We start from the raw sequence: 25248 nt of genomic DNA, 5'->3' as shown, positions 1-25248 counted from the left end.
GGCTCACATCCTTCCCGGCCGGTCCCCGTCGCTGTCCCCGGCCGGGTGCTGCCGCTGCCGGAACGGCCCGGCGTCGCTCTCGCCGTCCGGGGCCGGCGACTGCCGTTGCAGGAACGGCGCGATGAGGTCCATCGGCAGCGGGAAGACGACGGTGGTCCGCTGGTCCCCGCCGATCTCCAGCAGCGTCTGCAGATAACGCAGCTGCAGCGCCGACGGGCTGGCGGACAGGATGTGGGAGGCGTCGTGCAACGCCTGGGCGGCCTCGTGCTCGCCGGTGGCGTTGATGACCTTGGCCCGCCGTTCCCGCTCGGCCTCGGCCTGGCGGGCCATGGCGCGCTGCATGGCCTCGGGGATCTCGACGTCCTTGATCTCCACCGTGGTCACCTTGATGCCCCACGGCTCGGTCTGTTCGTCGACGATCTTGCGGATGCTCTCGTTGAGCTGCTCCCGCTCGGCGAGCAGCGTGTCGAGGTCGACGTGGCCGAGGACGCTGCGCAGGGTGGTCTGGGCGATCTGGGACGTCGCCACCGGATAGGCCTCCACCTCGACGATGGCCCGGACGGGATCGGTCACCCGGAAGTACGCCACGGCGTTGACGCGGGCCGGGACGTTGTCCCGGGTGATCACCTCCTGCGGCGGGATGGTGAGTGTGATCGTCCGCAGTGGCACCCGTTCCATCCGGTCGACGAGGGGCAGCAGGAGCAGCGGCCCGGGACCGCGGGCGCCGTGCAGCCGTCCCAGGCGGAACACCACGGCACGCTCGTACTCGCGCAGCACCCGCAGGCTGACGAGCAGCGCGAGCGCCACAAGCAGTACGGCTGCGCCGATCCAGTACCCGATCATGCCGGGTCCTCCCCGATGTCGTCGGAGGCCGCCTCGCGGGCCGACCGGTAACGGTGTGCGGACGAGTGCCGGTCGAAGCCCCACACCGTGCCGGCGCGTTGCCGCGAGGGCGGTACGAGGTCCACGAGGACCGGCCCGGCGCCCCCGCGCGCGGCCGCCGGGCCCGGCAGCGGATCGCCCGAGGTGCGGCCGCGCACGGTCTGCACGTCCGGGAAGCCCGACGGCGTACGCCAGAAGTCACGCGCCCAGCGCCACAGCAGCCAACCGGTCAGCGCGCCGGCCGGGACCAGCGCTGCCAGCTCCGGAGGCCGGTGGTACGCCACAGCCGCGGTCGCGATGAAGGCCGCCGCGATCGCGGTGAGCGTGACCGACACCGCGCGGTGGAAGCGGCCCGCCTCGGAGTGCGGCCACCGGTCGACCGGCCGGACGATCTCGCGGCCGTCGTGTGAGCCGGTGCAGTCGGTCTTGGCCGGGCAGGCGTTGCACACCGCCGGGCGGGCGCGGTAACGCACCAGCCGGCGGTCCCGGTCGACCTCGTGCGGCCACAACTGCTCGTTGCGGGGGCACACCCACAGATCGTGTTCCGGCTGATACGTGAAACCCGCGGTGCGGTAGCGGTCCGAGCGCGCCGCGGCGTGCCGGGCCAGCCGCTCCAGGCCGCCGGCCACGGCGAGGATCAGCCCGGCGTAGCCGAGGACGAGCACGACCACAGGGTCCACGGCCGTCATTCCCTCGTGCTGGTGGTCGCCGACGCGCCGGAGGCCTCCCGCTGGCGGCCGTCCTCCGCCGGCACGGTGATGTCGGTGAACAGCATGTCCTCCGGCTCCTCCAGGGTCGTGGGGAGGCGGCGGCGCACACTGTGCCGTACCCCGAGCCAGCAGATCCACAGGAACGGCAGCGCCCCGCCGACGATGAACACGACGTCGCCGGGCAGGCGCAGCCACTCGAAGACGCTGTTGGTGGGGTTGGTGACGTACTCCAGCGTGCGGGCCGCGTGGTATCCGGAGTCCACCGACTCGTACAGCTGCAGGATGCCCACCGGCAGCAGCGTGGCGAAGCACATCCACAGGAGACCGAGGTTGGCCGACCAGAAGGAGATCTTCGCCAGCCGCTCGGGCCAGTGCCGCTCCGGGATGAGGTAGCGCAGGCAGAACAGGGCCAGACCCATGGCGAGCATCCCGTAGACGCCCATCATCGCCGCATGACCGTGGTTCGCCGTCAACGCGGTGCCGATCTCGTAGTACGACACGATCGGCAGGTTGATGAGGAAGCCGAAGATCCCCGCGCCGACGAAGTTCCAGAAACCGACGGCGACGAGGAACATCACCGCCCACCGGTGCGGGAAGGGCGTGGCCGATTTTCCTTCCTGTCGCGAACCCAGCTGCAGGAAGCTCCAGGCCTCGACGGTCAGGAACGTCAGCGGGATGACCTCGGCCGCGGAGAAGAACGCGCCGAGCGCCATGTGCTCGGCCGGCTCGCCTGAGAAGTACAGATGGTGCATCGTGCCGATGACCCCACCGGCGGAGTACAGCAGCACGTCGAGGTAGATCACTGTCATCGCGACCCGTTCGCGGATGACCCCGAGCATCACGAAGATGTAGGCCACCATGACCGTGGTGAACAGCTCCAGGAAGTCCTCCACCCACAGGTGGACGACCCAGAAGCGCCAGAAGTCCGCATGGGTGAAGTTGTCGCTGTTGTCGACCAGCAGCCCCACGGCATAGAAGGCCGGGATCGCCAGTGCCGCCAGGAAGAACAGCCATGGCATGTTGCCCATGTGGTCGCGGGCCAGCCGCACCCGCAGGCCGCGGAACAGGATCGCCGCCCAGATGAACAACCCCAGGGTGAGCAGCACCTGCCAGGCCCGGGCCAGGTCGAGGTATTCGAAGCCCTGGCTCTGGAAGAAGGAGCCCGGCCGGGAGAACACACCGTGGATGCTGAGGCCCTCACCGATGAGGCTGCCGAAGACCACCACGGCGACGGCGCCGAGCAGGATGTAGGCCAGCACGTTCTGCCGTCGCGGCTCCCGCCCGGCGATGATGGGCGCCAGGAAGATGCCTGCCGCCAGGAACGCCGCCGAGACCCAGAACAGCGCCAGCTGCAGATGCCACGTCCGCACGAGGTTGTACGGCAGCAGCCGGGCCAGGTCGAAGCCGAAGAAGCTGGTCACGTCCGCCCGGTAGTGCTCGCTCGCCGCCCCCAGCAGGGTCTGCACGAGGAACAGCAGGCCGACGACGAGGAAGAACCAGGCGGTGGCGCGCTGTGCCGGGGTCAGCGTCACGGCGTCCGGCCCCCGGAACGACAAGGTGTCCGCCTGGCGGCCGCGCCAGCCCAGCCGGTCGCCCCACCGGCCGAACACGGCGAACAGCGCCCCGATGCCGGCCAGCAACGCGACCAGCGACAACACGCTCCACACCACCACGTTCGCCGTCGGCTTGTTGCCCACCAGCGGTTCGGGCGGCCAGTTGTTGGTGTACGAGTAGTCCTTGCCCGGCCGGTCGGTCGAGGCCGCCCACGCCGTCCAGGAGAAGAACGCGGTGAGTTGCCGGATCTCGGTCGGATCGGTGATCGCCTCGGGTCGCAGGCCCTTGCTCGTGTCGTTCGCGCCGAAGAACTGCCCGTAGTAGGCGACGTTCTCGTCGAACGCCACCGCCTGCTCGCGCGTGACGGTCAGGGTTCCCGTCGCCTCGTTGTACTGATTCTCCCGGAAGTCATGGATCACCCGCTGCGCGACGGCGTCCGACCCGGCGCCGCCGAGCTGGCGGGTCACGGACTCGGCCGAGCGGTGCAGGTAGTCGTCGGTGAAGTCCGGACCGAGATAGGCGCCGTGACCGAAGATCGAGCCGTACTCCATCAGGCCGTTGTGCAGGAACACCTGCTGACCCCGGCTGACGTCGGCGCCGGTGTAGAGCACCCGGCCGTCGGTCGTGACGACCCGGTCGGGAATGGGCGGCTCGGCGGTGTAGGTGCGGTACGCCAGCAGACCCATCACCGCGAACCCGAAAAGCATCACCAGCGCAACGGCCTGGATCCAGGCCTTGCTCACCAGCAACGGCCGGCGACCCGTTTCCCCGGGCCGCTCGCGAACAGTGGTCACGACACCTCCAGCCAACCGGACCTGGAAAGAAGCGACTTCGCGTCCGCGGTCGCACGGTCTCATGCAAGCACAAAGAAGGCACTCGCGCGCCATTCCGGCGCGATGAGTTCCTCGCGTTTCGCAGAATTTCGCCCGGCCGTGAGCGCATAGTCGCTGATCAATGCGCACGCGACTACACCGGGGCGCCGCCGGGTGGAGGCCGGCGGCCGGCCGGCGCGGTCCGTGCGGCGATCCGGGTGCGCCCGCGGCGCGCGGTGGACTCGCGGACCACGAGCCGGCACGGCAGGCTGACCGGCGCCTGCGAGCGCGGGCGGGCGCCGCGCACGATCGCGAGGAGGTTGCCCACCGCCGTACGGCCCATGGCCCCCAGTGGCGCGGCGACGGTGGTCAGCGGCGGCGTCACCAGCTCCGCCGCGAAGATGTCGTCGAAGCCGATCACGCTGACGTCGCGCGGGATCCGCGCCCCCATCGCGGTCAGCGCCCGGATCGCCCCGATGGCGACCAGGTCGTTGTAGGCCAGCACCGCCGACGTCGGGTGCACCGCGAACTGCTCGGCGGCCCGGGCGCCGCCCGCCACGGTCGGCGGGAACGGGCCGATCCGGCGGACCTGCAGCTCCAGCTCCACCGCGGACTCGCGCAGCGACCGCCAGCGCATGCCGTCGGCCCACGAAGCCTCCGGCCCCGCCAGGTAGGTGATGCGCCGGTGGCCCAGCTCGGCCAGGTGTTCCACCGCCCGGCGTACGCGGCGGGGGTTGTCGGTGATCACACAAGGCACGTCGCTGACCGCCCGGTTGAGCACGATCAACGGGCGCTGCTTCGCCGTCATCCGGATCGCCGAGTCCGACATGCGGGTAGTGACCAGCACGATGCCCTCGACCGTCGCCGCGGCCCGGTCGAGGGCCCGGCGCTCGTGCGCGCCGGACTCCTGGGTGTCGGCGAGCAGGATGGTGTAACCCGCCTCGGACGCGGCCACCTGGGCGCCCCGGATGATTTCGTTGTAGAACGGGTTGGTGATGTCCGAGATCGCCAGCGCGATCATCGAGGTGGGCCCGGCCGGCAGCGCCCGGGCCAGCGAGGTCGTGCGGTATCCGAGCTCTGCCGCGATGCGGCGGATGCGTTCGCCGGTCTCGAAGCTGACCCGTCCCGGCCGGGAGAACGCCCGTGACACGGTCGACGGCGCGACGCCCGCGGCCCGCGCGACGTCGTCGATCCTGGGCGGTCGAGGGCCGGGCCCGGCTCCGTCCACACCGCACCTCCAGCGCCGAGGCGGTCCGATCCTGACGCTAGTGAGCGGCACGGCCCCCGGCAACCGTCCAGCAGCGGCCGGCGCGTGACAGACCACCGGCACGCCTGGATCGACGCGTCCGCCGGCGTCGCCGGCGACATGCTCCTCGGCGCGCTCGTCGACGCCGGCGCCGACCTGCGGGCCGTCCAGCGCGCCGTGGACCTGGTCGTCCCGGGGGCCGTCCGGCTCCGCTCGGCGCCGGCCACCCGGGCCGGGTTACGCGCTCTGCACATCCGGGTGGAGCCGCTTGTCGACGATGTTCCGCGGCGTACGTGGCGGGACATCCGCGGTCTGCTCGACGGCTCGGGGCTGCCGGAGCGGGTCCGGGACCGGTCCACCGCGGTCTTCGCGCGGCTGGCCGAGGCTGAGGCGTACGTGCACGGCATCGCGGCCGAGGACGTGCACTTCCACGAGGTCGGCGCCCTGGACTCGATCGCGGATGTGGTCGGTGTGTGCGCCGCCCTGGAGGAGCTCGGGGTCGGCACCCTCAGCGCGGGTGAGGTCGCCGTCGGCTCGGGACGGGTCCGGACCGCGCACGGCGAGCTCCCCGTGCCGGTGCCCGCGGTGACTCGGCTCGCCCTCGGGTGGCGCGTACGCTCCGGCGGCCCCGGGGAGCTCGCCACACCGACCGGGGTGGCGGTGATCCGCGCGCTCGCGGAGACGTGTGAGGAGCTGCCGTCGCTGCGGATCGAAGCGGTCGGCACGGGCGCGGGCAACCGGGACACTCCCGGCCGGGCCAACGTGGTCCGCGTCGTCCTCGGCAGCACCGCCGCGGACGGGCTCGGCGAGCCGGCCGTGCTGCTGGAGGCCAACATCGACGACCTCGACCCCCGGCTGTGGCCGGGCGTCCTCGCCGGGCTCCTCGACTGCGGCGCCGCCGACGCCTGGCTGGTCCCGATCGTCATGAAGAAGGGCCGCCCGGCACACACCCTCAGCGTGCTCTGCCACCCCGGCCGCGCGGCGGCGCTGCGGGACCGGATCTTCCGCGACACCAGCACGCTGGGGGTCCGCGAAGGCGAACTGCGCAAGCACGCGCTGGCCCGCGCGTTCGTGGACGTCGCCGTGGCCGGTGACACCGTCGCCGTCAAGGTGGGCCACGACCGGGGTCTCATCACCCACGTGATGCCCGAGTTCGACGACGTCGCGGCCCTGGCGCGCCGCCTCGGCCGGCCCGAGCGCTCGGCGCTCACCGAGGCGGTGGCCGCCGCGGCCGCCGCCGGGCTGGTCCCGGGCGCCCCGCTGCCCCGCGAGGCCCGGCCGGGCTGACTCAGGGGGCGGCGATCTGGGCGGCGAGGTGCCCGGCGCCGTACCCGTTGTCGATGTTGACGACGCCGATGCCGGGGGCGCAGGCGTTGAGCATCGTCAGCAGGGCCGCGACGCCGTGCAGCGCCGCGCCGTAGCCGACGGAGGTGGGCAGCGCGACGACCGGCGCGGGGATCAGGCCCGCCACGACGCTGGGCAGCGCGCCGTCCATCCCGGCCGCGACCACGACGACGCGGGCCCGGCGCAGCAGCTCCAGCCGGGCGAGGATCCGGTGCAGGCCGGCGACGCCCACGTCCACCACCAGCTCGGTGGCCCGGCCGAGGTACCGGGCGGTCAGCAGGGCCTCGCGGGCGGCCGGCAGGTCGGACGTGCCGGCGGCGACCACGACGACGAGCCCGCCCGACGGCGCCGGCGGGGTGGGCGGCCACGCGAGCACGCGCGCCTCCTCGTCGTGGTGCGCGTCCGGCAACTCCCCCAGGACGGCCTCGGCATGTGCGGGCTCCGCGCGGGTGAACAGCGTGACCACCCCGGGGCGCCGCGCGGCGTCGGCGGCGATCAGCGCCACCTGCCGGGGCGTCTTGCCCTGGCAGTAGACGGCCTCGGGGTAGCCGCGCCGGTCCGCGCGCTCGTGGTCCGGCGTGGCGAAAGCCGAGAGGTCCGGCGTGGCGAACGCCGACAGGTCCGGGTCAGTCATGGTGGACGGCGACCAGCGGCAGGGTGAACGCGCCGGACTGGACGCCGGCGAGGTCCACGGCGGCGAAGCGGAACCCGGCCGCGGTCACCGCCTCGTGCACCGCCCGGCGCAGCGGGTCGGTCACGGCTCTGACCAGGTCGCCCGTGGGCAGCTCGATCCGGGCGACGTCGCCGTGGTGGCGTACCCGCAGATCGGTGAAGCCCAGCCGGCGCAGCGCGGCCTCCGCCTGCTCGATCTGCGCCAGCTTCTGCGGGCTGACCACCGAGAAGTGCGGGATCCGCGAGGCGAGGCAGGGTGCGGCGGGCTTGTCGGCGCAGGGCAGGGCGAAGGCCCGGGCGATGCGGCGTACGGCGGCCTTGTCGAGCCCGGCGTCGGCGAGCGGCCGCAGCACCCGGTGTTCGGCCGCCGCGCGGGCGCCGGGCCGGTCCGGGCGCCCGGCGTCGTCGGCGTTCTCCCCGTACGCGACCGCGTCGAGCCGGTACGCGGCCACCACGTCCGCACTGATGCGCGTGAACAGCTCGTCGCGGCAGTGATAGCACCGGTCCGGCCCGTTGGCCTGGTACGCGGCCCGCTCGTCCTCCCGGGTGGCCACCTCGACCACCGGTACGCCGATGTGCCGGGCCACGTCGTGCGCGGCCGTACGCTCGTCGGCCGCCAGGCTCGCCGAGACGCCGAGCACCGCCACCACCCGGCCGGGGCCGAGCGCCCGGGCCGCCAGGGCGAGCAGGACCGAGGAGTCGACGCCACCGGAGAACGCCACGCCGAGGCGGCCGACGCCGGCGAGCGTCTCCGCGACCCGCGCCGTGATCCGAGCGGCGTATTCGTCGTTACTCATGGATGTCTCCGGACTGTGATGTGCCGTTAGCATGACGGACATGGGACGGCGTCCCACCATCTACGACGTCGCGCGCGAGGCCGGCGTGGCGGCGTCCACCGTGTCCCGGGCCTATGCCCGCCCGGGGCGGGTCGGCACCGGCACCGCGCGCCGGATCTTCGACGCGGCCGAACGGCTGGGCTACCGCTCCGACCGCCTCGACGGCCGGCATCCCGGCGCTCATGCCACGAGCGAGGCGATCGCGCTGGTCATCGCGGACGTCACCAACCCGTTCTACGGCGAGATCATCAAAGGCGCGTACGAGGCCACCCGCCGCGCCGGCTACCGGTTGATCCTCTCGCACACCAACGAGTCCCCGGAGGAGGAGCGCCGCACCATCGAGCGCGAGCTGGCCCATGTGGACGGCATCGTGATCGCGAGCTCGCGGATGAGCGACTCGGCGCTGCGGACGATGGCCAAGCAGCGGCCGGTGGTGCTGCTCAACCGGATGCTGCCGGAGGCGTGCTGCCTGGTGAACGACAACGCGCGCGGGATCCGGCGCGCCACCGAGCACCTCGGCACCCTCGGCCACGAGCGGATCCTCTACCTGGCCGGCCCGGAGAACAGCTGGTCCGACGGCACGCGCTGGCGGGCGTTGCGCGAGGCCGCGGCGGAGCTGGATCTCGACGTACGCCGCATCGGCCCGCACGAGCCCACCGTGCTGGCCGGGCTGAGCGCCGCCCGCCGGGTCGCGCGCACCGACGCCACGGCGGTGCTGGCGTACAACGACGCGCTGGCCATCGGCGTGATGAAGGGGCTGCGCAAGCTGGGCATCGCCGTGCCCGGCGACATCAGCGTGGTGGGCTTCGACAACATCCTGCTCGACGAGCTGGTCGAGCCGGCGCTGACCACCGTCGCGGCGCCGCTGTACCGGATGGGGCTGACCGGCGTGCACACCTGCATCGGGATGGCCCAGGGCGCCCCGATGACGAGCACCACGCTGGTGCTGCCGGTCCGGCTCGTCGTCCGGAAGTCGACCGCCCGGTGCCGGGCGGCGGCGTAGCCGGCCGTTCACAGCGTGGCCCGGGCCCACTCGTACGAGATGCGGTGCGACTCGCGCTTGCTGTCCACGCTCGGCTCGTCCACCTCGATCATGAAGTCGCCGTCGTAGCCGTCCGGGATCGCGGCGAGCACCGCGCCGAAGTCGATGACGCCCCGGCCCGGCTCGGCCCACAGCCGCTTCGTCCGCTGCACCTCGTGATAGCTCAGCCCGGCTCGGCTCTCCGGCGCGAGGTAGTCGGCGTAGCAGTCCTTGATGTGGATGCCGCCCAGCCGGTCGGCGTAGCGCCGGATGAACGCCGCCGGCTCGATGCCGGCCCACCGCAGGTGCCCGGTGTCCGGCCCGAAGCCGATGATGTCCGGGCCCAGCTCGTCGAGGAGCCGGACGATCTCCGCCTCGGTCTCGAAGACGCCGCCGACGTGGGAGTGGTGCAGCGGGCGCAGCCCTTCGGCCGCCAGCACCCGGCACACCGTGCCGCAGTCGTCGATCGCCCGGGTCAGCCGGCCCTCGTCGTACCCGGCGCCGACCGCCGGCCGGGCCATCCGGGCGGGCACGGCCATGGAGGAGATCATCGTACGGTCGAGCCCGAGCGCGGTCTGGTCCGCCGCGAACCGCTTGGCCCGTTCCACCTCCTGTCCCAGGTCCACGGTTTCGTCGAACGGCGAGCTGAACAGGCTCAGCGAGGGCGCGAGGCCGTATCCGGCGATCCAGGCGGCGTACTCCGCGGCGGTCATGCCGTCCGGCACGTCGGCCTTGACCGCGGTGAAGCCGATCGCCTGGAAGTCGCGGAACGCCTCCTCGAACACCTCCCGCGTCTTGCCCGCGGTGCTCCAGTACGGGATCGGGTTCGCGGCGATGCGCGTCATCGGAGACTCACCGGCCTGCCGGTGCGGGCCGACTCGTACGCGCCGGTGATGACGGCGATCGACTGGCGGTTGGTCTCCAGATCCACGCGGATCTCCTCGGTGCCGTCCAGGGCGGCCAGGAAGTTGAGGTACTGCAGCCGGTGCGCGTCGGACAGCGTGCCCGGGTTGCTGCCCGCGGTCGGCACGGCCCCGGCGGCCTCCCGGCTGTCGCCCAGGAACACCAGCTGGTCGTCGTCGATGACCGCCGAGCCGCGGTCGCCGTGCACCTGCAGCCGTGCGCTGAGCCCCGGGTACGCCGACGTCGTCGCGTGCAGCACCCCCAGCGCCCCGCTCTCGAAGCGCACGACGCCGGCGGCGACGTCCTCGACCTCGATCCGCTCGTGCGCCAGCGTCCCGGTGTACGCGAACACCTCGACGGGCCGGCCCAGCGCCGCGACGAGCAGGTCCACAGTGTGCACGCCCTGGTTCATGAGCGCCCCGCCGCCGTCCAGCTCCCAGGTGCCCCGCCAGTCGCCGGAGTCGTAGTAGTCCTGCGTACGCCACCAGTCGATCGACGCGATGCCGGAGGTGATCCGGCCCAGCTCGCCGCGCGCGACGGCCGCCAGCGCGGCTTCCGTGGACGGGTCGAACCGGTGCTGGGAGATGACCGTGACGAGCGTGCCGGCCCGCCGCCGGGCCGCGATGATCTCGTCGGTACGCGCGACGGTGATCTCTGCGGGCTTCTCGACGATGACATGCCTACCGGCCGCCAGCGCCTCGATCGCGATCTCGCCGTGCCGGCCGGTCGGCGTGCACACGACGACCACGTCGACGTCCTCGGCGGCCAGGGCCTCGGTCAGCGACCCGTACGGGCGCCCGCCCCGCTCGGCGGCGAGCTGCCCGGCCCGGTCCTTGTCCACGTCGGCGACGGCCACCAGCTCCAGCCGGCCGGCGAGCCGGCTCATCACGAGACCGTGGTGCCGGCCGATCACTCCGGCTCCCACCAGGGCGAACTTGGGTGTGCTCACGCGTACTCGATCCCCTCGGTCTTCAGAAGGTCGGTGAAGGCCTGCCAGGCCCGCCGGAACTGCTCCGGCCCGGAGAAACCCCCGGTGGCGTGACCGGTGGCCAGGTGCGGCTCGAGCGAGAAGAACCCGTCGAAACCGTCGTGGTGCAGGGCGCGCAGGGTCTCGGCGACCTCGCCGTCGCCCTCGCCGGCCGGGACGACCGTGCCGTCCGCGGCCAGCGCGTCCTTGATCTGCACGTACGCGAGGTGCGGCCGGAGGATCTCGTACCCCTCGCTGTACGGCCGCACGCCGACCTGGACGAAGTTCGCCGCGTCCCAGGCCAGCCGCAGGTGCGGCGAGCCGACGGACCGCACGATGTCGAGGCACCGGGCCGGCACGTCGCCGTAGATCTGCTTCTCGTTCTCGTGCAGCAGGACCAGATCCGCCTCCTCGGCCACCCGGGCCAGCTCGCGCATCCGGTCGATCACCTCGTCGCGGTGCGCGGCCGGGCCGGCGCCGGGCCGCAGGAAGAACGAGAAGATCCGCACGTACGGCGCGCCGAAGCCGTGCGCGACCTCAGCGGCGTGCCGCATCCGCGCCAGGTGCGGCCCGAAGTCCTCGTCGATGAAGATCTTCCCGATCGGCGACCCGATGCTGGACACCTCGAGGTCGTGCGCGGCGAGCGTGGTTCTCATGGCGGCGAGCTGGACGGGTTCCAGATCGAGGATGTTGACGTCCCACGCGCTGCGCAACTCCACATAGCGCAGGCCGAGCCCGGCGGCCACCCGGCACTGCTCGGTGAAGTCCGGCGAGATCTCGTCCACGAAGCCGGAGAGGGTCCACATGTCAGCGTCCTTTCGCCAGGTCGTACACCTGCTGGATCAGCCGCAGCGACCGGGCGCCCGCGCGCGGTGAGATCCAGAACGGTTCCGGGTCGGGCAGCGTCCGGTAGAAGTCGGCGATGAGCAGTTCGTGCGAGGCGCCCCAGTAGCCACGCCCGCCCGGGCCGGCCACCGGCTCGGCGACCGTCTCGACGCGCCCGTCGGCGTGCCGGACGCTCAGGTCGCCGCGGATGAGCAGCACCGCCCGCCCGGTGACGATCTCGATGGTCACCGGCGAGTCGGCGACGTTGGCCACGGTGGCGAGCACCACGCTGCGCGCGCCGCCGGCGTGGTCCAGGATCACGCTCGCGGTGTCCTCCACGTCGATGTCGTCGTGGGCGTACCGGCCGGCGTCGCCGCGGACCCGCGTGACGTCGCCGAGGAACCACTCCATCAGGTCGAGCGTGTGGATCGCCTGGTTGATGAGCACTCCCCCGCCGCTGCGGGCCCGGATGCCGCGCCACGGCCGGGCCCGGTAGTACGCCGGGTCGCGGTGCCACAGCACGGTCGCCGAGCCGCCGAGGACCGGGCCGAGGTCGCCCGAGCCGAGCAGCTCGCGGACCGCCCGGCTGGTGGCGTTGTAGCGGTTCTGCAGGCAGATGCCGATCTTGACCTCCGGGCGCCGCCGCGCCGCGGCGATCAGCCGGTCCGCCTCGGCGACCGTGTGCGCCACCGGTTTCTCCAGCAGGACGGCGACACCGGCGTCCAGGCAGTCGATCGCCACCGGGGTGTGCCGGTCGTGCGGGGTGCACACGTGCACGACGTCCGGCCGTACCGTCCGCAGGAGCTCGCGGTGGCCGGGGAACGCGGGAACGCCGTAGCGTTCGGCCGCCTCCGCGGCCCGGCTCGCGTCGGTGTCGCAGACACCGGCCAGCTCCACGCCGTCCAGCTTGGCGAGCGCCTGCAGGTGCACGACGGACACGTCGCCGCACCCGATCACCGCGGCGCGGGTCACTTGACGCCGCCGGCGGTGAGGCCGCCGACCAGGTAGCGCTGGAACAGCAGGTAGAGCAGCACCACCGGGGCCGCGGAGATCAGCGCGGCGGCCATCACCTGCGAGTAGACCGGCAGCGCGCCGCCCTCCTGGGTGGCGCCGAACGCGGACAGCGCGACCGCCGCCGTGTGCGTCTCGGGCCGGGTCAGCACCGAGGCGAACAGCACGTCGTTCCAGCCGAGCAGGAACGCGAAGATGCCGGAGACGACGATGGCGGGCAGGCTCAGCGGGACGATGATGCGGAACAGGATCCGCAGCGTGGAGGCGCCGTCCATCCGGCCGGCCTCCTCCAGCTCGCGCGGCAGGCCGCGCAGGTAGGTGACCATCACCCAGGTGGAGAAGGGCAGCGCGAACGTCAGGTACGCGAGGAAGAGCCCCCACCGCGTCCCGACCACCGTGACGCCGAGGTAGTTGCCCGCCGAGGAGAACAGCACGAACACCGGCAACAGCATCAGCGTGCCGGGGACGCTCTGCAACCCGACGAGCCCGCGCAGGATCGTCAGCCGTCCGGTGAACGTGTAGCGGACCAGCACGTACGCGGTCATCGTGCCCAGCAGCGCCGAGGCGACCGCCACGAGCCCGCACACCACGATGCTGTTGAGCAGGCCGGTCGCCAGGTCGGCCGTGGTCCAGATGCGGCTGTAGCTGTCCAGCGAGAAGGTACCCGGCCAGAACTCGCCGGAGGCCACGCCGAGGTCGGTGTTCAGCGAGGCCAGCACGATGTAGAGGGTCGGCACCAGCACCATCGCGCACAGGACGACGGTCACGGTCGCCAGCAGCGGGCGGGGCAGCAGCCGGTGGGCCTCGCCGGTGGCCGTACGCCCCCGCACCCGCCGGGCCGGCAGCACGGGCGCGGGAGCGGGAGCGAGCCGCGGCGTCGCGGAGGCGGTCATGTCCGGTCTCCGTCCTCGTGCACGTCCAGCCGGAGCGCACGCAGGTAGGCGAACAGGGGGATGGCGACGAGCACCAGCGACACGATCGCCATCGCCGCGCTGAGCCCGAAACGCAGGCCCTGGAAGCTGGTGACGTAGACGATCATCGGCATCACGTTGACGTCGTCCGGCGCGGGCGCCCCGAACAGCACGTACGGCAGCGTGAAGTTGTTGATGTGGTTGAGTGTGGCGAGCAGGCACGCCAGCAGCACCGGCCCGCGCAGATACGGCAGCACCACCCGGGTGAGCTTGGGCCACCAGTCCGCGCCGTCGATCGCGGAGGCCTCGTACACCTCGTGGTCGACGCTCTGCAGCCCCGCCAGCGCCATCAGGTAGATGAACGGCCAGGCCGCCCAGATCTCCACCAGCACCAGCGTCCAGTACGACTTCGGCCCGCTCAGCCACAGCCCGCCGTCCACCCCCGCCTTCGCCAGCACGGTGTTGACGATGCCGTCGGGCTGCAGCATCGTGCGCCACACCGTGGCCACGACGAACGACGGCAGCACGTACGGAATCAGGAACACCGCGCGGACCAGCGCCCGGCCCCGGTACGCGTTCTGCGTGGCGACGGCGGCGGCGATGCCGAACGGGACGGTGGCGGCGGTGGCGATCACCGCGAACGACACGCTGATCCAGATGGAGTGCGGCAGGCCGGAGCCGAACGCCTCGGTGAAGTTGCGCAGGCCGATGAACGGCGCGTCGAGCCAGCGGCGCAACGTGTACTGGTCGAGGTCGATCAGTGAGATGTAGAAGGCGAGCAGCAGCGGGATGACGATGATCAGCGTCATCAGGACCCCGCCGGGGGTCAGCAGCCACAGCGGGCGCTGTCGTGCGCTCACGCCGCGGCGGCGGCCGGTCGCCGTGCTGTCATCGGTCATGGCCGGTGCGTCCTACTTCGCCCGGTCCAGCGCCGACTGCGCGGCCTTCTGCGCGTCCGCCAGCCGGCCGTCCAGCTGCGCGTCGCCGACCGAGCCCTTCGCCAGGTCGGGGATCGACTGCACCACCACGTTGGTCAGGGCCAGTTGGATGTCGGCCCACGCGCCGGTGAACGGGGTCGCCACCGACTTCTGCGCCGCCTGGGCCACCGGCGCGAGGCTCTGGTCGGACTGCACGTCCCCCAGCGCCGCGGCGTTGGCGGGCAGGTTCCCGACGGCCTTGTAGTAGTCCGTCTGGGCTTCCTGGTCGGTGATCAGCTTGACGAACTGGAACGCCAGATCCTGGTTCTTCGAGTAGTCGGCCACCAGCAGGTTGTCGCCGGAGAGGATGCTGGCCGCCTCCACGCCGTTCGCCGGCCGGGCGGTGGCGCCGGGCGGCACGGTGGGCAGCAGCGCGAACGCCCACTTGCGCTTGACCTTGCCGGCGTCGAGCGCCTTGGCGGCGGTCGTCGAGGTGAGCGCCATGTAGCCCGTCTTGCCCTCGGCGAATGCGGCGACCGCCTGCGCGTTCGTCCAGCCGATCGCCGCGGGATCGACCACCTTGTCGGTGGTCAGCCAGCCGAAGTACGTCTGGTACGCCTGCTTGACGATCGGGTCCTGGATGCGGGCCGTCCTGCCGTCCACCAGCGGGTTGCCGGCCTGCACCGACATGCCCCACACGAACTTCCACGGGTCGAAGTTGTCCTTGTACGCGACCGCGAGGCCGTACTGATCGCCCTTGGTCAGCTGCTTGGCGTGCCGGCGCAGCTCGTCCCACGTGGTCGCGGGCTTGCTGATGCCGGCCGCCTTGAGCAGCTCGGTGTTGTAGACCATGACGAACGGCCGGCTCACGAACGGGATGCCCACCTGGTTCTGCTCGTCCGGGCCGGAGATGCCGAGCGTCGCGGGGACGAACTTGTCCCGGCCACCCACCTTCTGCCACCGCTCGTCGTCGAGCTTCACGAAAGCGCCGGTGGAGTACGCGGTCGGGGTGAGGGTGGTGCCGACCGCGTACACGTCGGGGCCGGTGCCGGAGACGACCGAGGTCTGGATCTTCGTCAGCTCGTCGTTGGCGGTGGCGAACTCCTCGAACTTGACCGTGGCGCCGGTCTGCGCCTTGAACTTGTCGCTGATCGACGCCTGCCAGGCCCGGAACTCCTGCGGGTACTGGGTGTTCGCCCCGATCAACACGTCGAGGGTCTTGCCGGACCCGCCGCCGCCCTCGTCGCCGTCACCGCACGCGGCGAGCCCGGCCGCGAGCGTCATCGCCCCGGCGAGCGCCACGACCGCACGCATCCTGCTCCGACTCATCGTCTTCTCCCTCGGTGTGGCCCCGCAGTCCTCCGGTCACGAGCAGGTTTCGCCTCCGCGGCCGGTCGAATCAACGAGTTGCCACTTGTTGCCTTCCGTTCGGGGCAACAAATGGCAACTGCTTGCCGGGCCCTCGCCCGCACCGGGACGCTGGCCCTCATGGCCTCCCTGACGGTGCACCCCGATCGGCTGCTACCCACCGAACCGGGGGTGCGCGGCATCGCCCGCCGGCTCTACGCCGCGGTCCGGGACCTGCCGATCATCTCGCCGCACGGGCACGTCGATCCCCGGCTGCTGCTGGACGACCGGCCGTTCGCCGATCCCGCCGCGCTCTTCATCCAGCCCGACCACTACGTGACCCGCCTGCTGCACTCCGGCGGCGTCGGGCTGGACGCGCTCGGCGTGGGCGAGGGGCCGCTGCCCGAGGACCGGTCCCGGGCGGCCTGGCGGGCCCTGTGCGGCCACTGGCACCTGCTGCGCGGCACCCCGGTGCGGTACTGGTTCGACAGCGAGCTCGCCGGCATCTTCGGCGTCACCGAGCGGCCGGACGCGGACAACGCCGACCGGCTGTACGACCTGATCGCCGAGCAGCTGCGGCAGCCGAGCCACCGGCCGCGGGCCCTGCTGCGCCGCTTCGGGATCCGGTTCATGGCCACCACCGACGACCCGGCCGACGACCTGTCCACCCACGACGCGCTGCGCGCCGACCCGGACGTGGCCACGACCGTGGCGCCCACCTTCCGGCCCGACCGCTACCTGGAGGCCGGCCGCCCGGACTGGCCCCGGCTCGTCAAGGACCTCGGCGGCGACACCGGTGACTACGCGGGCTTCATCGCCGCCCTCGAGGACCGCCGGCGGTACTTCATCGCGCACGGCGCGGTCTCCACCGATCACGGTCACCTCGACGCCGGTACCGAGCCCCTGGAACGCCACGACGCGGAGCGCATCTACCGGGCCGCGCTGGCCGGGCAGGCCACGGCCGCCGAGACCACCGCCTTCCGGCGCCACATGACGTTCGAGATGGCCCGCATGGCCTGCGACGACGGCCTGGTGATGACCCTGCACCCGGGCGTGCACCGCAACCACCACCCGCCCACCGGGCGGCGGTACGGCCCCGACACCGGTCACGACATCCCGGTGGCCGTCGAGTTCACCCGGGCCCTGCAGCCGCTGCTCGAGCGGTTCGGCACCCACCCCGGGTTCCACCTCGTGCTGTTCACGGTCGACCCGGACGTCTACAGCCGGGAGATCGCGCCGCTGGCGGGGTTCTACCCGGCCGTGTACGCCGGAGCGCCCTGGTGGTTCCTCGACAACCCCGCGGAGATCCGGCGCTTCCAGCACGCCGTCACGGAGACCGCCGGGTTCAGCCGCCTGTCCGGGTTCATCGACGACACCCGCGCCTTCTGCTCGATCCCGGCGCGCCACGACATGTCCCGCCGCCTGGACGCCGGCTTCCTCGCCGAACTGGTGGCGGCGCACCGCCTCGACGAGGACGAGGCCCTGGACACACTCACCACCCTCGTCGCCGACCAGCCGCAGGCGGTGTTCAAGCTGTGAGGCCCGTACGGATCGTCCACCTGGGACTGGGTGGCTTCTTCCGCGCGCACCAGGCCTGGTACACCGGCGCCGCCCCGGACGCCGAGGGGTGGGGCATCGCCGCCTTCACCGGCCGCTCCCGGGAGCTCACCGACCGGCTGAACCGTCAGGAGGGGCGGTACACGCTCATCGTGCGAGGGCCGGAGCACGACGAGATGGCGGTGCAGCACGCCGTGGTCGCGGCCCACCCCGGCACCGACCTCACCACCTGGCTCGACCTCCTCGCCCGGCCGCAGGTCTCGGTCGTCACCCTGACCGTCACCGAGGCGGCGTACCGGCGGGGCCGCGACGGCGGGATCGACCTGGCCGCCGCGGACGTCGGCGCCGACCTGACGGCCCTGAAGGACGGCGGCGGGATCGGCACGGTCCCCGGCCGCCTCGTGGCCGGGCTGGCCACCCGGCGGGCCGCCGGCGCCGGGCCGCTCGCCGTGGTCTCCTGCGACAACCTGCCCGGCAACGGCGAGGTGACCCGGCGGGTCGTCACCGAACTGGCCGCCGCCGCGGACCCGGCGCTCGGCCGGTGGATCGGCGAGCACGTGTCGTTCGTTACCACGATGGTCGACCGCATCACCCCGCGGACCACGGCGGACGACGTCCGGGCGGTCGCCGAGCGGACCGGCTGGGCGGACGCGGTGCCGGTGGTCACCGAGCCGTTCACCGAATGGGTGCTCAGCGGCGCCTTCCCGGCCGGCCGGCCCGCCTGGGACGCCGCAGGCGCCCGCTTCGTCGACGACGTACACCCGCACGAGACGCGCAAGCTGCTGCTGCTCAACGGCGGTCACAGCCTGCTGGCGTACGCGGGGAGCGCGCGCGGTCACGAGACCGTCGCCGAGGCGGTCGCGGACCCGGTCTGCCGCGGATGGCTGAATCAGTGGTGGGACGAGGCGGCGGCGCAGGTGCCGCTGCCGGCCGCCGAGGTGGCCGCGTACCGGGAGGCCCTGCTGGTCCGGTTCGCGAACCCGCGGATCCGGCACACGCTCGCGCAGATCGCGGCCGACGGCTCCCAGAAGGTGCCGATCCGGGTGCTGCCGGTGCTGCGCGCGGAACGGGCCGCCGGGCGCATGCCCGCCGGAGCCGTCCGCATCCTGGCCTCCTGGATCGGGCACCTGCGCGGCGCCGGCGCCCCCGTGAACGACGCGGGCGCGGCCCCGTACGCCGACCGCGCCGGGTCGGTCCGGGACGTCATCGCGCTGCTCGCGCCGGACCTGGCCGGCGACGCGACCCTGATCTCCGCCGTCGGCCGCGACCTGGGCTGAAACCGGATCCGGCTCTGCCGCGTCTTGCTACCCGTAGGGGACGCGTCAGGAGGATGCCATGGGAAAACCCGATAGCCGCAGCCGTGGCCCGGCGACGAAGCTGAGCACATGCTGAACGCCGCGAACGCCTTCGTCCACTGGCTGACCACCCTGAACGAGACCGCCGTTCTGCTGTTCACGTTCCTGTCCAGCGCCGTCGAGATGACGTTCCTGCTCGGGCTGCTCATCCCCGGCGAATCGGTGGTCATGCTGGCCGGCGCGCTGCCCGGCGGCCCGGCCGGGTTCGCCCTCGTGGTCGCGGTCGGCACGGCGGGCGCGCTCAGCGGCCAGATCGCCGGGTACGCGGTGGGTCGCGCGTTCGGTCCCCGGCTGCGTGGCACCCGGCTGGGCCGCCGCATCGGCGCCGAACGCTTCGACCGCGCCGAGACGTACCTGAGCTCGCACGGCGGGCCGGCGCTGGCCGCGGTGCGCTTCGTGGCGGTCATCCACGCGGTCGTCCCGATCGTCGCGGGCACCGTCCGCATGCCGTTCCGCCGCTTCCTCGGCTGGTCGGCGCTGGGCACGACGGTGTGGGTGGGCGCGTTCGCCGGCGTCGGCGCGGCCACCACGGGCGCGGGGTCGTCCGGCGGCATCGCGCTCCTGCTGACCGCGGTCGGGGCGACCTGCCTGGGCGCGGTCCCCTTCGCCGCCCGGCTGGCGCGGCGCGCGATGGGTGCCCGCCGGCATGTCACCGGGACCCGCGTGCCCGCGACGGGACGCCCGGCGGTGCTCGCGCAGTCCTGAGCGTCCCGTCGGACCTCCTGTGCGAAAGGAGGGTGACGCCCTGGCGTGACGGCCTCGAAGGGAGAAGACTCGGCACGGTAGCAGTGCCCATCCCGTAGACGAAAGATCTCGGTTTCATGAACGGCCCGTACCTCGTCATGGACAGCCCTCGGATCAGCTGCGTCATCGAGCCCGGCCAGGTGGTGACGCAGGTCGTGGTGCGAGGGCCCTGGGACGACTGGCTCCGCCAGGAGACCGCACGCGTGCTGCGGGCGTGCGTGGCGGAAGCGCCCGCCCTGCTGCTGATCGATCTCGCCGGCTTGACGGACCCGGCCGGCGATTCGGCATCGACCTGGCAGACCATGGCGAGGTACGCCGCCGAGTCCGATCCGCACGTCGCCGTGGTGCTCTGCGCCGCCGGGCCGACGGTGCGGCAGCGGGTCTCCGTCAGGAGCGGCCGCCGGGAGGTGCAGCTGGCGGACACCGTCGACGCGGCGCTGGCGGCGGCACCGGCCCCCGACGGCCTGGTCCGGCAGCAGCACATGGTTCTCCCGCCACATCCGGGCGCAAGCGCGTTGGCACGGACGATGGCCGGCGAGGCGTGCCTGGCCTATGGCGTGGCGCATCTGCTGCACCCGGCCCGCCTCATCGTGTCGGAGCTGGTCGCCAACGCGGTGGAGCACAGCGGCACGGACATGGACGTACGGGTGTCGCTGCGCGGCGCGCTCCTGCATCTGGCCGTCCAGGACCGCAGCCGCGATCTTCCCCGGCTGCTGGATCTCGGCGAAGACCCGGCCGCCCTGCGGAAGCGCGGAATGGGACTGAGAATCGTCGCCGCCACCGCGACCGCGTGGGGCGCGATGCGGTGTCAGCCCGGGAAAGTGGTGTGGGCGACCCTCGCCACCGCGTCACCGACGGCGTCATGACCTCGTTCACCAACGATGGAAGCCGGCTGCACGCCGCGGTGCACTGCGACGGCGACCACACGATCGTGACGCTGACCGGCGAGCTGGACCGGATCAGCGGGCCGCCCCTGGCACGGTTGCTGGACCTGGCCGCGGACGGCACCTCCGCACACCTGGACCTACGGATGGCGCAGCTCGGCTTCATCGACGTCGCCGGGGTGCGGCTGCTGCTGCACGCCCGCCGGCTCGCCGCCGATCGCGGTGTCGTGCTGACTGCGCACGACCCGCAGCCGCACGTACGGTGGCTGATCAGCACCCTCGACGCGACCGGCCTGCTCCTGGACGACAGCGCCCCCACCGCCGCAGCGATGGTGCGGCCCCCGGGCTCGTCGTCGTTCAGGACCGGACCGGTGGCGGATCTCCGCGACGAGCGGGACCGGCGCGCCGACGAGCGGGATCAGCGCGCCGACGAGCGGGACCGGCTCGCGAACGCGCGGGACCAGCGCGCCGACGAGCGCGAGGAGCAGGCCGACGATCGGGACCGGCTCGCCGCCGAACGGGACCGGCTCCTCGACGACCGCCAGCGACGCATTCGTGACCATCAGCGGTGGGCGGACATCCGCGAGGACCTCGCCGATGCCCGCGAGGACGACCTCGAACGTCGCGAGCACGAGGGGTGACCGATATCGTTCGGTGGCCGCCGCCCCCGGCGCTGGAACGCGGCGACCGGTGAACCGGTCGGCGCGGTGCTGTCGGCGGGCGGCGGGGCCGGTCCCACCGCGCCTCACGGGATGGCGCCGGAACGACTTCTCGCGGTCGCCCGGAACGACGTGCTGCGCTGCTGGGACGTCGTCACCGGCCGGCACCTCGGCGACCTCGCGGGCGCCGCGAGCTGCGCGCTCACCGGTGGGCGCCGGCTCGCGGTCGGGCACACCGACGGCAGCATCACCGTCGACCCGCTCTGACCCCCGCTCCCCGCGGCCGTCTATGCTCCCCGGGTTCGTCTCGGGGGAAGGACCAGCGTGTACGACCAGCAGCAGACGCCGTGGCAGCAGCCCGGCACGACGGCCATCGCGATCACCGCGAAGTACTGGTGGGCGACGTTCATGTTCGCCCTCTTCAAGCCGTACCTGGCGATCAACGGGCGGCCGGTCCCGGCGGGCTGGGGGCGCACGGTCGTGCCGGTGCCGCCCGGGCAGTACCAGGTGCACGTGCACGTGCCGTACCTGCTGCCCCCGAAGGTGGGCACCGCGGAAACGGTCGTGGCCGTGCACCCGGGCCAGGTGGTCGAGCTCGAGTACCGGGCGCCGGCGATCGGCTTCGTCGACGGGGCGATCGGTCCGGCGCCGCAGAAGCACCGTGCCATGCCGGCCGCGATCGCGCTGATGGTGGTCCCGCTGGTGCTGCTGCTCTGCGTGTGCGGCGGGTTCGGCATCGCCGCGGTGGTCAGCGGCAGCGACGGCCCCGACCGGCCGGTGGCGCGGCCCACCGCCGTACGGCCGGTCCCGACGCTGCCGCGCCGGACGGACCTCGATCCGCCCGTCCCGGCACCCTCGGCCGGTAAGCCGGTGCTGCGCTCGGCGCCGGCGCGCACCCTGGTCGGGCCGAGCTACAGCGCGACGGACGCCACGTACACGATGGCCTTCACCGGGTGGCCGTTCGCCTTCCGTACGCCGAAGACCTGGGGGTGTATCGCCGGCCGGGTGGACCTGCCGCAGGCCAAGGCGTGGGTCTGCATCGACGAGGGCAACCCGGGCAACGGGCAGAAGGTGCAGATCATGCTGCGGCCCTGCCCGGACCCGTGCGGCGCGGCCGACCGCAGCCGGCTGAGCACCGAGTGGTTCGACCCCGGGGTGACGTCCCGGGCGCACGACGACCGCACGTTCTACGTCGAGACGGCCCGCAACGCGAACGGCCGCTACACCCTCGACATGAGCCACTTCTTCCCGGACGCCACCGGCGCGCACATGTGGCAGGTGGGAATCGGGGCGTTCACCCCGCCGGAGAAGAAGGCGGACATCCAGAAGATCTTCAACGACGTCCTCACCCAGACGGGCTGACCGCAGGAAAGCGGCGCCGGGTTTGGCAGGATGGCCGCATGACTTCCGTCCAGGACCGGTTCCGCGCGCTGCACGACGCCGGGACGTTCGTGATGCCGAACCCCTGGGACGCCGGCTCGGCGCGGCTGCTCGAGCACCTCGGTTTCCCCGCGCTGGCCACCACCTCGTCCGGGTTCGCGGCGAGCCTCGGCCGGCTCGATCAGCAGGTCACCCGGGACGAGCTCGTCGCGCACGTCCGTGCGCTCACCGCGGCAGTGGCCGTGCCGGTGAGCGTGGACGCCGAATGGTGCTTCTCCGACACCGCGGCGGGCATCACGGAGACCGTGGATCTGCTGGCCGTGGCCGGCGCGGCGGGCATCTCCATCGAGGACTACGACCCGGCGGCCGGGCAAGTCGTGCCCGGGGAGGTGGGTGCCGAGCGGGTCGCCGCGGCGGCGCAGGCCTGCCGGCGGCACGGCCTCGTGCTCACCGCGCGCGCCGAGAACCACCTGTACGGGCACGACGACCTCGACGACACGATCCGCCGGCTGCTCGCATACCGGGAGGCGGGGGCGGACGTCGTCTACGCGCCCGGCCTGCGCTCACCGGCCGACATCGGGCGGCTGGTCCGGTCGGTGGCCGCGCCCGTGAACGTGCTCGCCGTGGCCGGCGCGCCGTCCGTCGCCGAGCTCGCGGAGCTGGGGGTCCGCCGCGTGTCGACGGGCGGGGCGCTGGCGTGGGCGGCGTACGGCGCGCTGCGGGACGCCGCCCGGGAGCTGCTGACCGCGGGCACCACCACGTTCCGCGAGCAAGCGCTGACCGGCGACGAGGCGGCCGCGGCCTTCAGCTGAACCCGCCGGCGGGACCGCGCTCGAGCGCGGCCAGCGCGGCGTGGACGTGCCCGCGGGCCTCGTCCAGGGCCCGCCGCGCCGGTTCGGCCGCGGCCTGCGCGAGCAGCATCACGACCGCCACCCGCGCATCGCCGTGCGCGTCACGCAGGGCGCCCCGGCACCGGGCGGCGTCGGCCCCGGTCGCGTCGGCCAGGATCCGCAGCTGCCGGTCGCGGAGCTTGTCGTTGCGGGGCAGCATGTCGGTCATCAGGTTCGAGTACGTGCGCCCGAGCCGCACCATCGTGGCCGTGGAGAACGCGTTCAGCACGAGTTTCTGCGCCGTGCCCGCCTTCATCCGGGTGGATCCGGTGACCACCTCCGGCCCGGTGTCCGGCGCGACGTGCAGATCCGCGTGTCGGGCGAGCGGCGCCGCCGGGTTGGCCGACACCAGCACGGTGTGTGCGCCGCGGGAGCGAGCCGCGGTCAGCGCGCCGCGGACGTACGGCGTACGCCCGCTGGCCGTCACGCCGACCACCAGGTCCCCGGGGCTCACCCCGGCCATCGCCGCCGCGCCCGCCTGCTCGTCGTCCTCCGCGCCCTCCGAGGCGTCGGTGAGCGCGGCCGGCCCCCCGGCGAGGTGGGCCACCACCCGCCCCGGTTCCATCCCGAACGTGGGACCGAGCTCGGCGGCGTCCAGCACGGCGAGGCGCCCGGACGTGCCCGCGCCGACGTAGTGGACGCGGCAGCCGCCGGACAGCGCCTCGACGGCGAGGTCCACGGCGGCGGCGAGCACGGGCAGGACGCAGGCCACCGCGCCGGGCACCGTACGGTCCTCGTCGTTGATGACGTGCAGCAGCTCCAGGCTGGACATCCGGTCGATCGCCGCGGTCCGCGGGTTGCGCTGCTCGGTACGGGCCAGCGGCGCCTGCTCCACGGGCCTCACGCGCGCCCCCGGCCGGAGTCCACCCGCCGCCCGCGGACGGCCTCGTACGTCACCTCGAGCGCACGCCGGGTCTGCGGGTACGTCCGCTGCGCGACGCCGACGAACACGCAGTCGATGACCGTCAGCTGGGCGAGCCGGCTGGCCATCGCGCCGGACCGGAACGTCGTCTCCCGCGCCGCCGTGGTCAGCACGTGGTGGGCGATCCGGGTGATCGGCGACTTCGGGAAGTTCGTCAGCGCGACGAGCCGGGCGCCGTGCCGGCCCGCCTCCGCGAACGCCTCGACGGTGTCGGCGGTCGCCCCGGTGTGCGAGATGCCGAAGGCGACGTCCCGCTCGTCGAGCAGCGCGGCGCTGGTGAGCGCCACGTGCAGGTCGCTCCACGCGTACGAGATGCGCCCGATGCGGTGCAGCTTGTGCTGGAAGTCCGCGGCGACGAAGGCGCTGGCGCCGACGCCGTAGATGTCGACCCGGCGGGCACCCGCGATGAGATCCACGACCTGCTGCAGCACCGCGACGTCGATCTGCAGGGCGGTGTCCTCGACGGCCCGGGCGTCCGCGAAGGCGATCTTCTTGACGACCTGGACGAGCTCGTCGGTCTCGCTGATGTCGCTGTCGATCAGCTCGCCGCCGGTGGTGGCCGCCCCGGCCGCGCGGCCCGCCTCGGCGGCGAGGGTGAGCCGCAGCTCGGAGTAGCCGCCGAAGCCCATCGCGCGGCAGAACCGGATGACCGTGGTCTCCGAGGCGCGGGCGCGGGCGGCGAGGTCGCTGATGGTCAGCCCGGCGGCGGTCGCCGCCTCGTCGATGATCACTCGGGCGACCCGCTGCTCGGCCGGGGACAGCGAGGGCAGCAGGCCGCGGGCCCGCACGGTGGTGGGTGAGCGGTCGGCCGCCCGCGGCGCGGTCGGTGGCGGCGTGCGCCTGGTGCCTGTCATGGAGCGGGGTGTCCTTCACGGGGATGGGGGTACGGTCACCGGACT

Annotated in this window: 25 protein-coding genes; 10 read left to right on the top strand and 15 right to left on the bottom strand. The window is 73.2% G+C overall.

Annotated elements, in window-relative coordinates; all coding sequences use genetic code 11:
- Positions 1-3: 3 nt before the first annotated feature.
- From AB0K03_RS13420 to AB0K03_RS13405, 4 genes are all read right to left on the bottom strand, one after another.
- Positions 4-843 (bottom strand): slipin family protein, encoded by an 840-nt coding sequence (locus AB0K03_RS13420; RefSeq protein ID WP_364683962.1) that lies wholly within the window; start codon positions 841-843, stop codon positions 4-6.
- Positions 840-1562, bottom strand: a complete 723-nt coding sequence (locus tag AB0K03_RS13415; RefSeq protein ID WP_364683960.1) for a hypothetical protein — start codon at positions 1560-1562, stop codon at positions 840-842. Before AB0K03_RS13415 ends, AB0K03_RS13420 begins: the two co-directional genes overlap by 4 nt.
- A 5-nt stretch (positions 1563-1567) precedes the next feature.
- Entirely contained in the window at positions 1568-3940 is a 2373-nt protein-coding gene (locus tag AB0K03_RS13410) for a cbb3-type cytochrome c oxidase subunit I (RefSeq protein WP_364683958.1), read from the bottom strand.
- A 172-nt stretch (positions 3941-4112) separates the two neighbouring features.
- Positions 4113-5186 carry a LacI family DNA-binding transcriptional regulator gene (locus AB0K03_RS13405; protein ID WP_364683956.1) on the bottom strand — a complete coding sequence of 358 codons (1074 nt, stop codon included), beginning with the start codon at positions 5184-5186 and terminating at the stop codon, positions 4113-4115.
- An 84-nt stretch (positions 5187-5270) separates the two neighbouring features.
- Here AB0K03_RS13405 and larC point away from each other — a divergent pair, with 84 nt between their 5' ends.
- A complete protein-coding gene (gene larC / locus AB0K03_RS13400) occupies positions 5271-6491 on the top strand; it encodes a nickel pincer cofactor biosynthesis protein LarC (protein WP_364683954.1) in 1221 nt (406 codons plus the stop codon).
- A 1-nt stretch (position 6492) separates the two neighbouring features.
- On the opposite strand, the gene larB is transcribed toward larC, so the two are convergent.
- Both larB and AB0K03_RS13390 read right to left on the bottom strand, forming a co-directional pair.
- Positions 6493-7182 (bottom strand): nickel pincer cofactor biosynthesis protein LarB, encoded by a 690-nt coding sequence (gene larB, locus AB0K03_RS13395; RefSeq protein ID WP_364683952.1) that lies wholly within the window; start codon positions 7180-7182, stop codon positions 6493-6495.
- Positions 7175-8017 (bottom strand): ATP-dependent sacrificial sulfur transferase LarE, encoded by an 843-nt coding sequence (locus AB0K03_RS13390; protein WP_364683950.1) that lies wholly within the window; start codon positions 8015-8017, stop codon positions 7175-7177. The genes larB and AB0K03_RS13390 overlap by 8 nt, the downstream gene beginning before the upstream one ends.
- Before the next feature lie 40 nt (positions 8018-8057).
- Between AB0K03_RS13390 and AB0K03_RS13385 the strand changes: the two genes are divergently transcribed.
- The gene (locus AB0K03_RS13385) at positions 8058-9059 is read left to right on the top strand and encodes a LacI family DNA-binding transcriptional regulator (RefSeq protein WP_364683948.1); all 1002 of its coding nucleotides are present in this window, start codon (positions 8058-8060) and stop codon (positions 9057-9059) included.
- 8 nt (positions 9060-9067) lie between these two features.
- Here the strand turns inward: AB0K03_RS13385 and AB0K03_RS13380 are convergent, their stop codons facing one another.
- The 7 genes from AB0K03_RS13380 to AB0K03_RS13350 are packed head-to-tail and all read right to left on the bottom strand — an operon-like array spanning position 9068 to position 15940.
- Positions 9068-9922: a sugar phosphate isomerase/epimerase gene (locus AB0K03_RS13380; protein WP_364683946.1), complete on the bottom strand. Its 855-nt coding sequence runs from the start codon at positions 9920-9922 to the stop codon at positions 9068-9070.
- The gene (locus AB0K03_RS13375; RefSeq protein ID WP_364683944.1) at positions 9919-10929 is read right to left on the bottom strand and encodes a Gfo/Idh/MocA family oxidoreductase; all 1011 of its coding nucleotides are present in this window, start codon (positions 10927-10929) and stop codon (positions 9919-9921) included. The genes AB0K03_RS13380 and AB0K03_RS13375 overlap by 4 nt, the downstream gene beginning before the upstream one ends.
- On the bottom strand, positions 10926-11753 hold the full coding sequence (locus tag AB0K03_RS13370; RefSeq protein WP_364683942.1) for a sugar phosphate isomerase/epimerase family protein: 828 nt from the start codon (positions 11751-11753) through the stop codon (positions 10926-10928). Before AB0K03_RS13370 ends, AB0K03_RS13375 begins: the two co-directional genes overlap by 4 nt.
- Before the next feature lies 1 nt (position 11754).
- A complete protein-coding gene (locus AB0K03_RS13365) occupies positions 11755-12729 on the bottom strand; it encodes a Gfo/Idh/MocA family oxidoreductase (protein ID WP_364684325.1) in 975 nt (324 codons plus the stop codon).
- Between the two features lie 11 nt (positions 12730-12740).
- The gene (locus tag AB0K03_RS13360) at positions 12741-13676 is read right to left on the bottom strand and encodes a carbohydrate ABC transporter permease (protein WP_364683940.1); all 936 of its coding nucleotides are present in this window, start codon (positions 13674-13676) and stop codon (positions 12741-12743) included.
- Positions 13673-14593, bottom strand: a complete 921-nt coding sequence (locus AB0K03_RS13355; RefSeq protein WP_364683938.1) for a sugar ABC transporter permease — start codon at positions 14591-14593, stop codon at positions 13673-13675. Before AB0K03_RS13355 ends, AB0K03_RS13360 begins: the two co-directional genes overlap by 4 nt.
- Positions 14594-14605: 12 nt before the next feature.
- Positions 14606-15940 (bottom strand): extracellular solute-binding protein, encoded by a 1335-nt coding sequence (locus tag AB0K03_RS13350; RefSeq protein WP_364683936.1) that lies wholly within the window; start codon positions 15938-15940, stop codon positions 14606-14608.
- Positions 15941-16099: 159 nt separating this feature from the next.
- On the opposite strand from AB0K03_RS13350, the gene uxaC reads away from it, so the two are divergent.
- The 8 genes from uxaC (at position 16100) to AB0K03_RS13310 (ending at position 23349) form a co-directional block, all read left to right on the top strand.
- Positions 16100-17497: a glucuronate isomerase gene (gene uxaC / locus AB0K03_RS13345; RefSeq protein WP_364683934.1), complete on the top strand. Its 1398-nt coding sequence runs from the start codon at positions 16100-16102 to the stop codon at positions 17495-17497.
- Positions 17494-18792, top strand: a complete 1299-nt coding sequence (locus tag AB0K03_RS13340; protein WP_364683932.1) for a mannitol dehydrogenase family protein — start codon at positions 17494-17496, stop codon at positions 18790-18792. The genes uxaC and AB0K03_RS13340 overlap by 4 nt, the downstream gene beginning before the upstream one ends.
- A gap of 108 nt (positions 18793-18900) precedes the next feature.
- Positions 18901-19575 (top strand): DedA family protein, encoded by a 675-nt coding sequence (locus AB0K03_RS13335; RefSeq protein ID WP_364683930.1) that lies wholly within the window; start codon positions 18901-18903, stop codon positions 19573-19575.
- Positions 19576-19691: 116 nt separating this feature from the next.
- Entirely contained in the window at positions 19692-20480 is a 789-nt protein-coding gene (locus AB0K03_RS13330) for an ATP-binding protein (protein WP_364683928.1), read from the top strand.
- The gene (locus tag AB0K03_RS13325) at positions 20477-21139 is read left to right on the top strand and encodes an STAS domain-containing protein (RefSeq protein WP_364683926.1); all 663 of its coding nucleotides are present in this window, start codon (positions 20477-20479) and stop codon (positions 21137-21139) included. The genes AB0K03_RS13330 and AB0K03_RS13325 overlap by 4 nt, the downstream gene beginning before the upstream one ends.
- A gap of 111 nt (positions 21140-21250) precedes the next feature.
- Positions 21251-21424 carry a hypothetical protein gene (locus AB0K03_RS13320; RefSeq protein ID WP_364683924.1) on the top strand — a complete coding sequence of 58 codons (174 nt, stop codon included), beginning with the start codon at positions 21251-21253 and terminating at the stop codon, positions 21422-21424.
- 57 nt (positions 21425-21481) lie between these two features.
- On the top strand, positions 21482-22519 hold the full coding sequence (locus tag AB0K03_RS13315) for a hypothetical protein (RefSeq protein ID WP_364683922.1): 1038 nt from the start codon (positions 21482-21484) through the stop codon (positions 22517-22519).
- A gap of 38 nt (positions 22520-22557) precedes the next feature.
- Entirely contained in the window at positions 22558-23349 is a 792-nt protein-coding gene (locus AB0K03_RS13310; protein ID WP_364683920.1) for an isocitrate lyase/phosphoenolpyruvate mutase family protein, read from the top strand.
- Here AB0K03_RS13310 and murQ read toward each other — a convergent pair.
- Together murQ and AB0K03_RS13300 are read right to left on the bottom strand one after the other, a co-directional pair.
- Entirely contained in the window at positions 23342-24271 is a 930-nt protein-coding gene (gene murQ / locus AB0K03_RS13305; protein WP_364683919.1) for an N-acetylmuramic acid 6-phosphate etherase, read from the bottom strand. The genes AB0K03_RS13310 and murQ overlap by 8 nt on opposite strands.
- Positions 24268-25203, bottom strand: coding sequence for a MurR/RpiR family transcriptional regulator (locus AB0K03_RS13300; RefSeq protein ID WP_364683918.1), 936 nt, complete (start codon positions 25201-25203; stop codon positions 24268-24270). The genes murQ and AB0K03_RS13300 overlap by 4 nt, the downstream gene beginning before the upstream one ends.
- Between the last annotated feature and the right edge of the window lie 45 nt (positions 25204-25248).

The organism is Actinoplanes sp. NPDC049316, assembly GCF_040677315.1.
Classification (GTDB): domain Bacteria; phylum Actinomycetota; class Actinomycetes; order Mycobacteriales; family Micromonosporaceae; genus Actinoplanes.
Note: the sequence above shows the minus strand (reverse complement) of the source record. Positions and strands in the feature narration are given on the sequence as shown.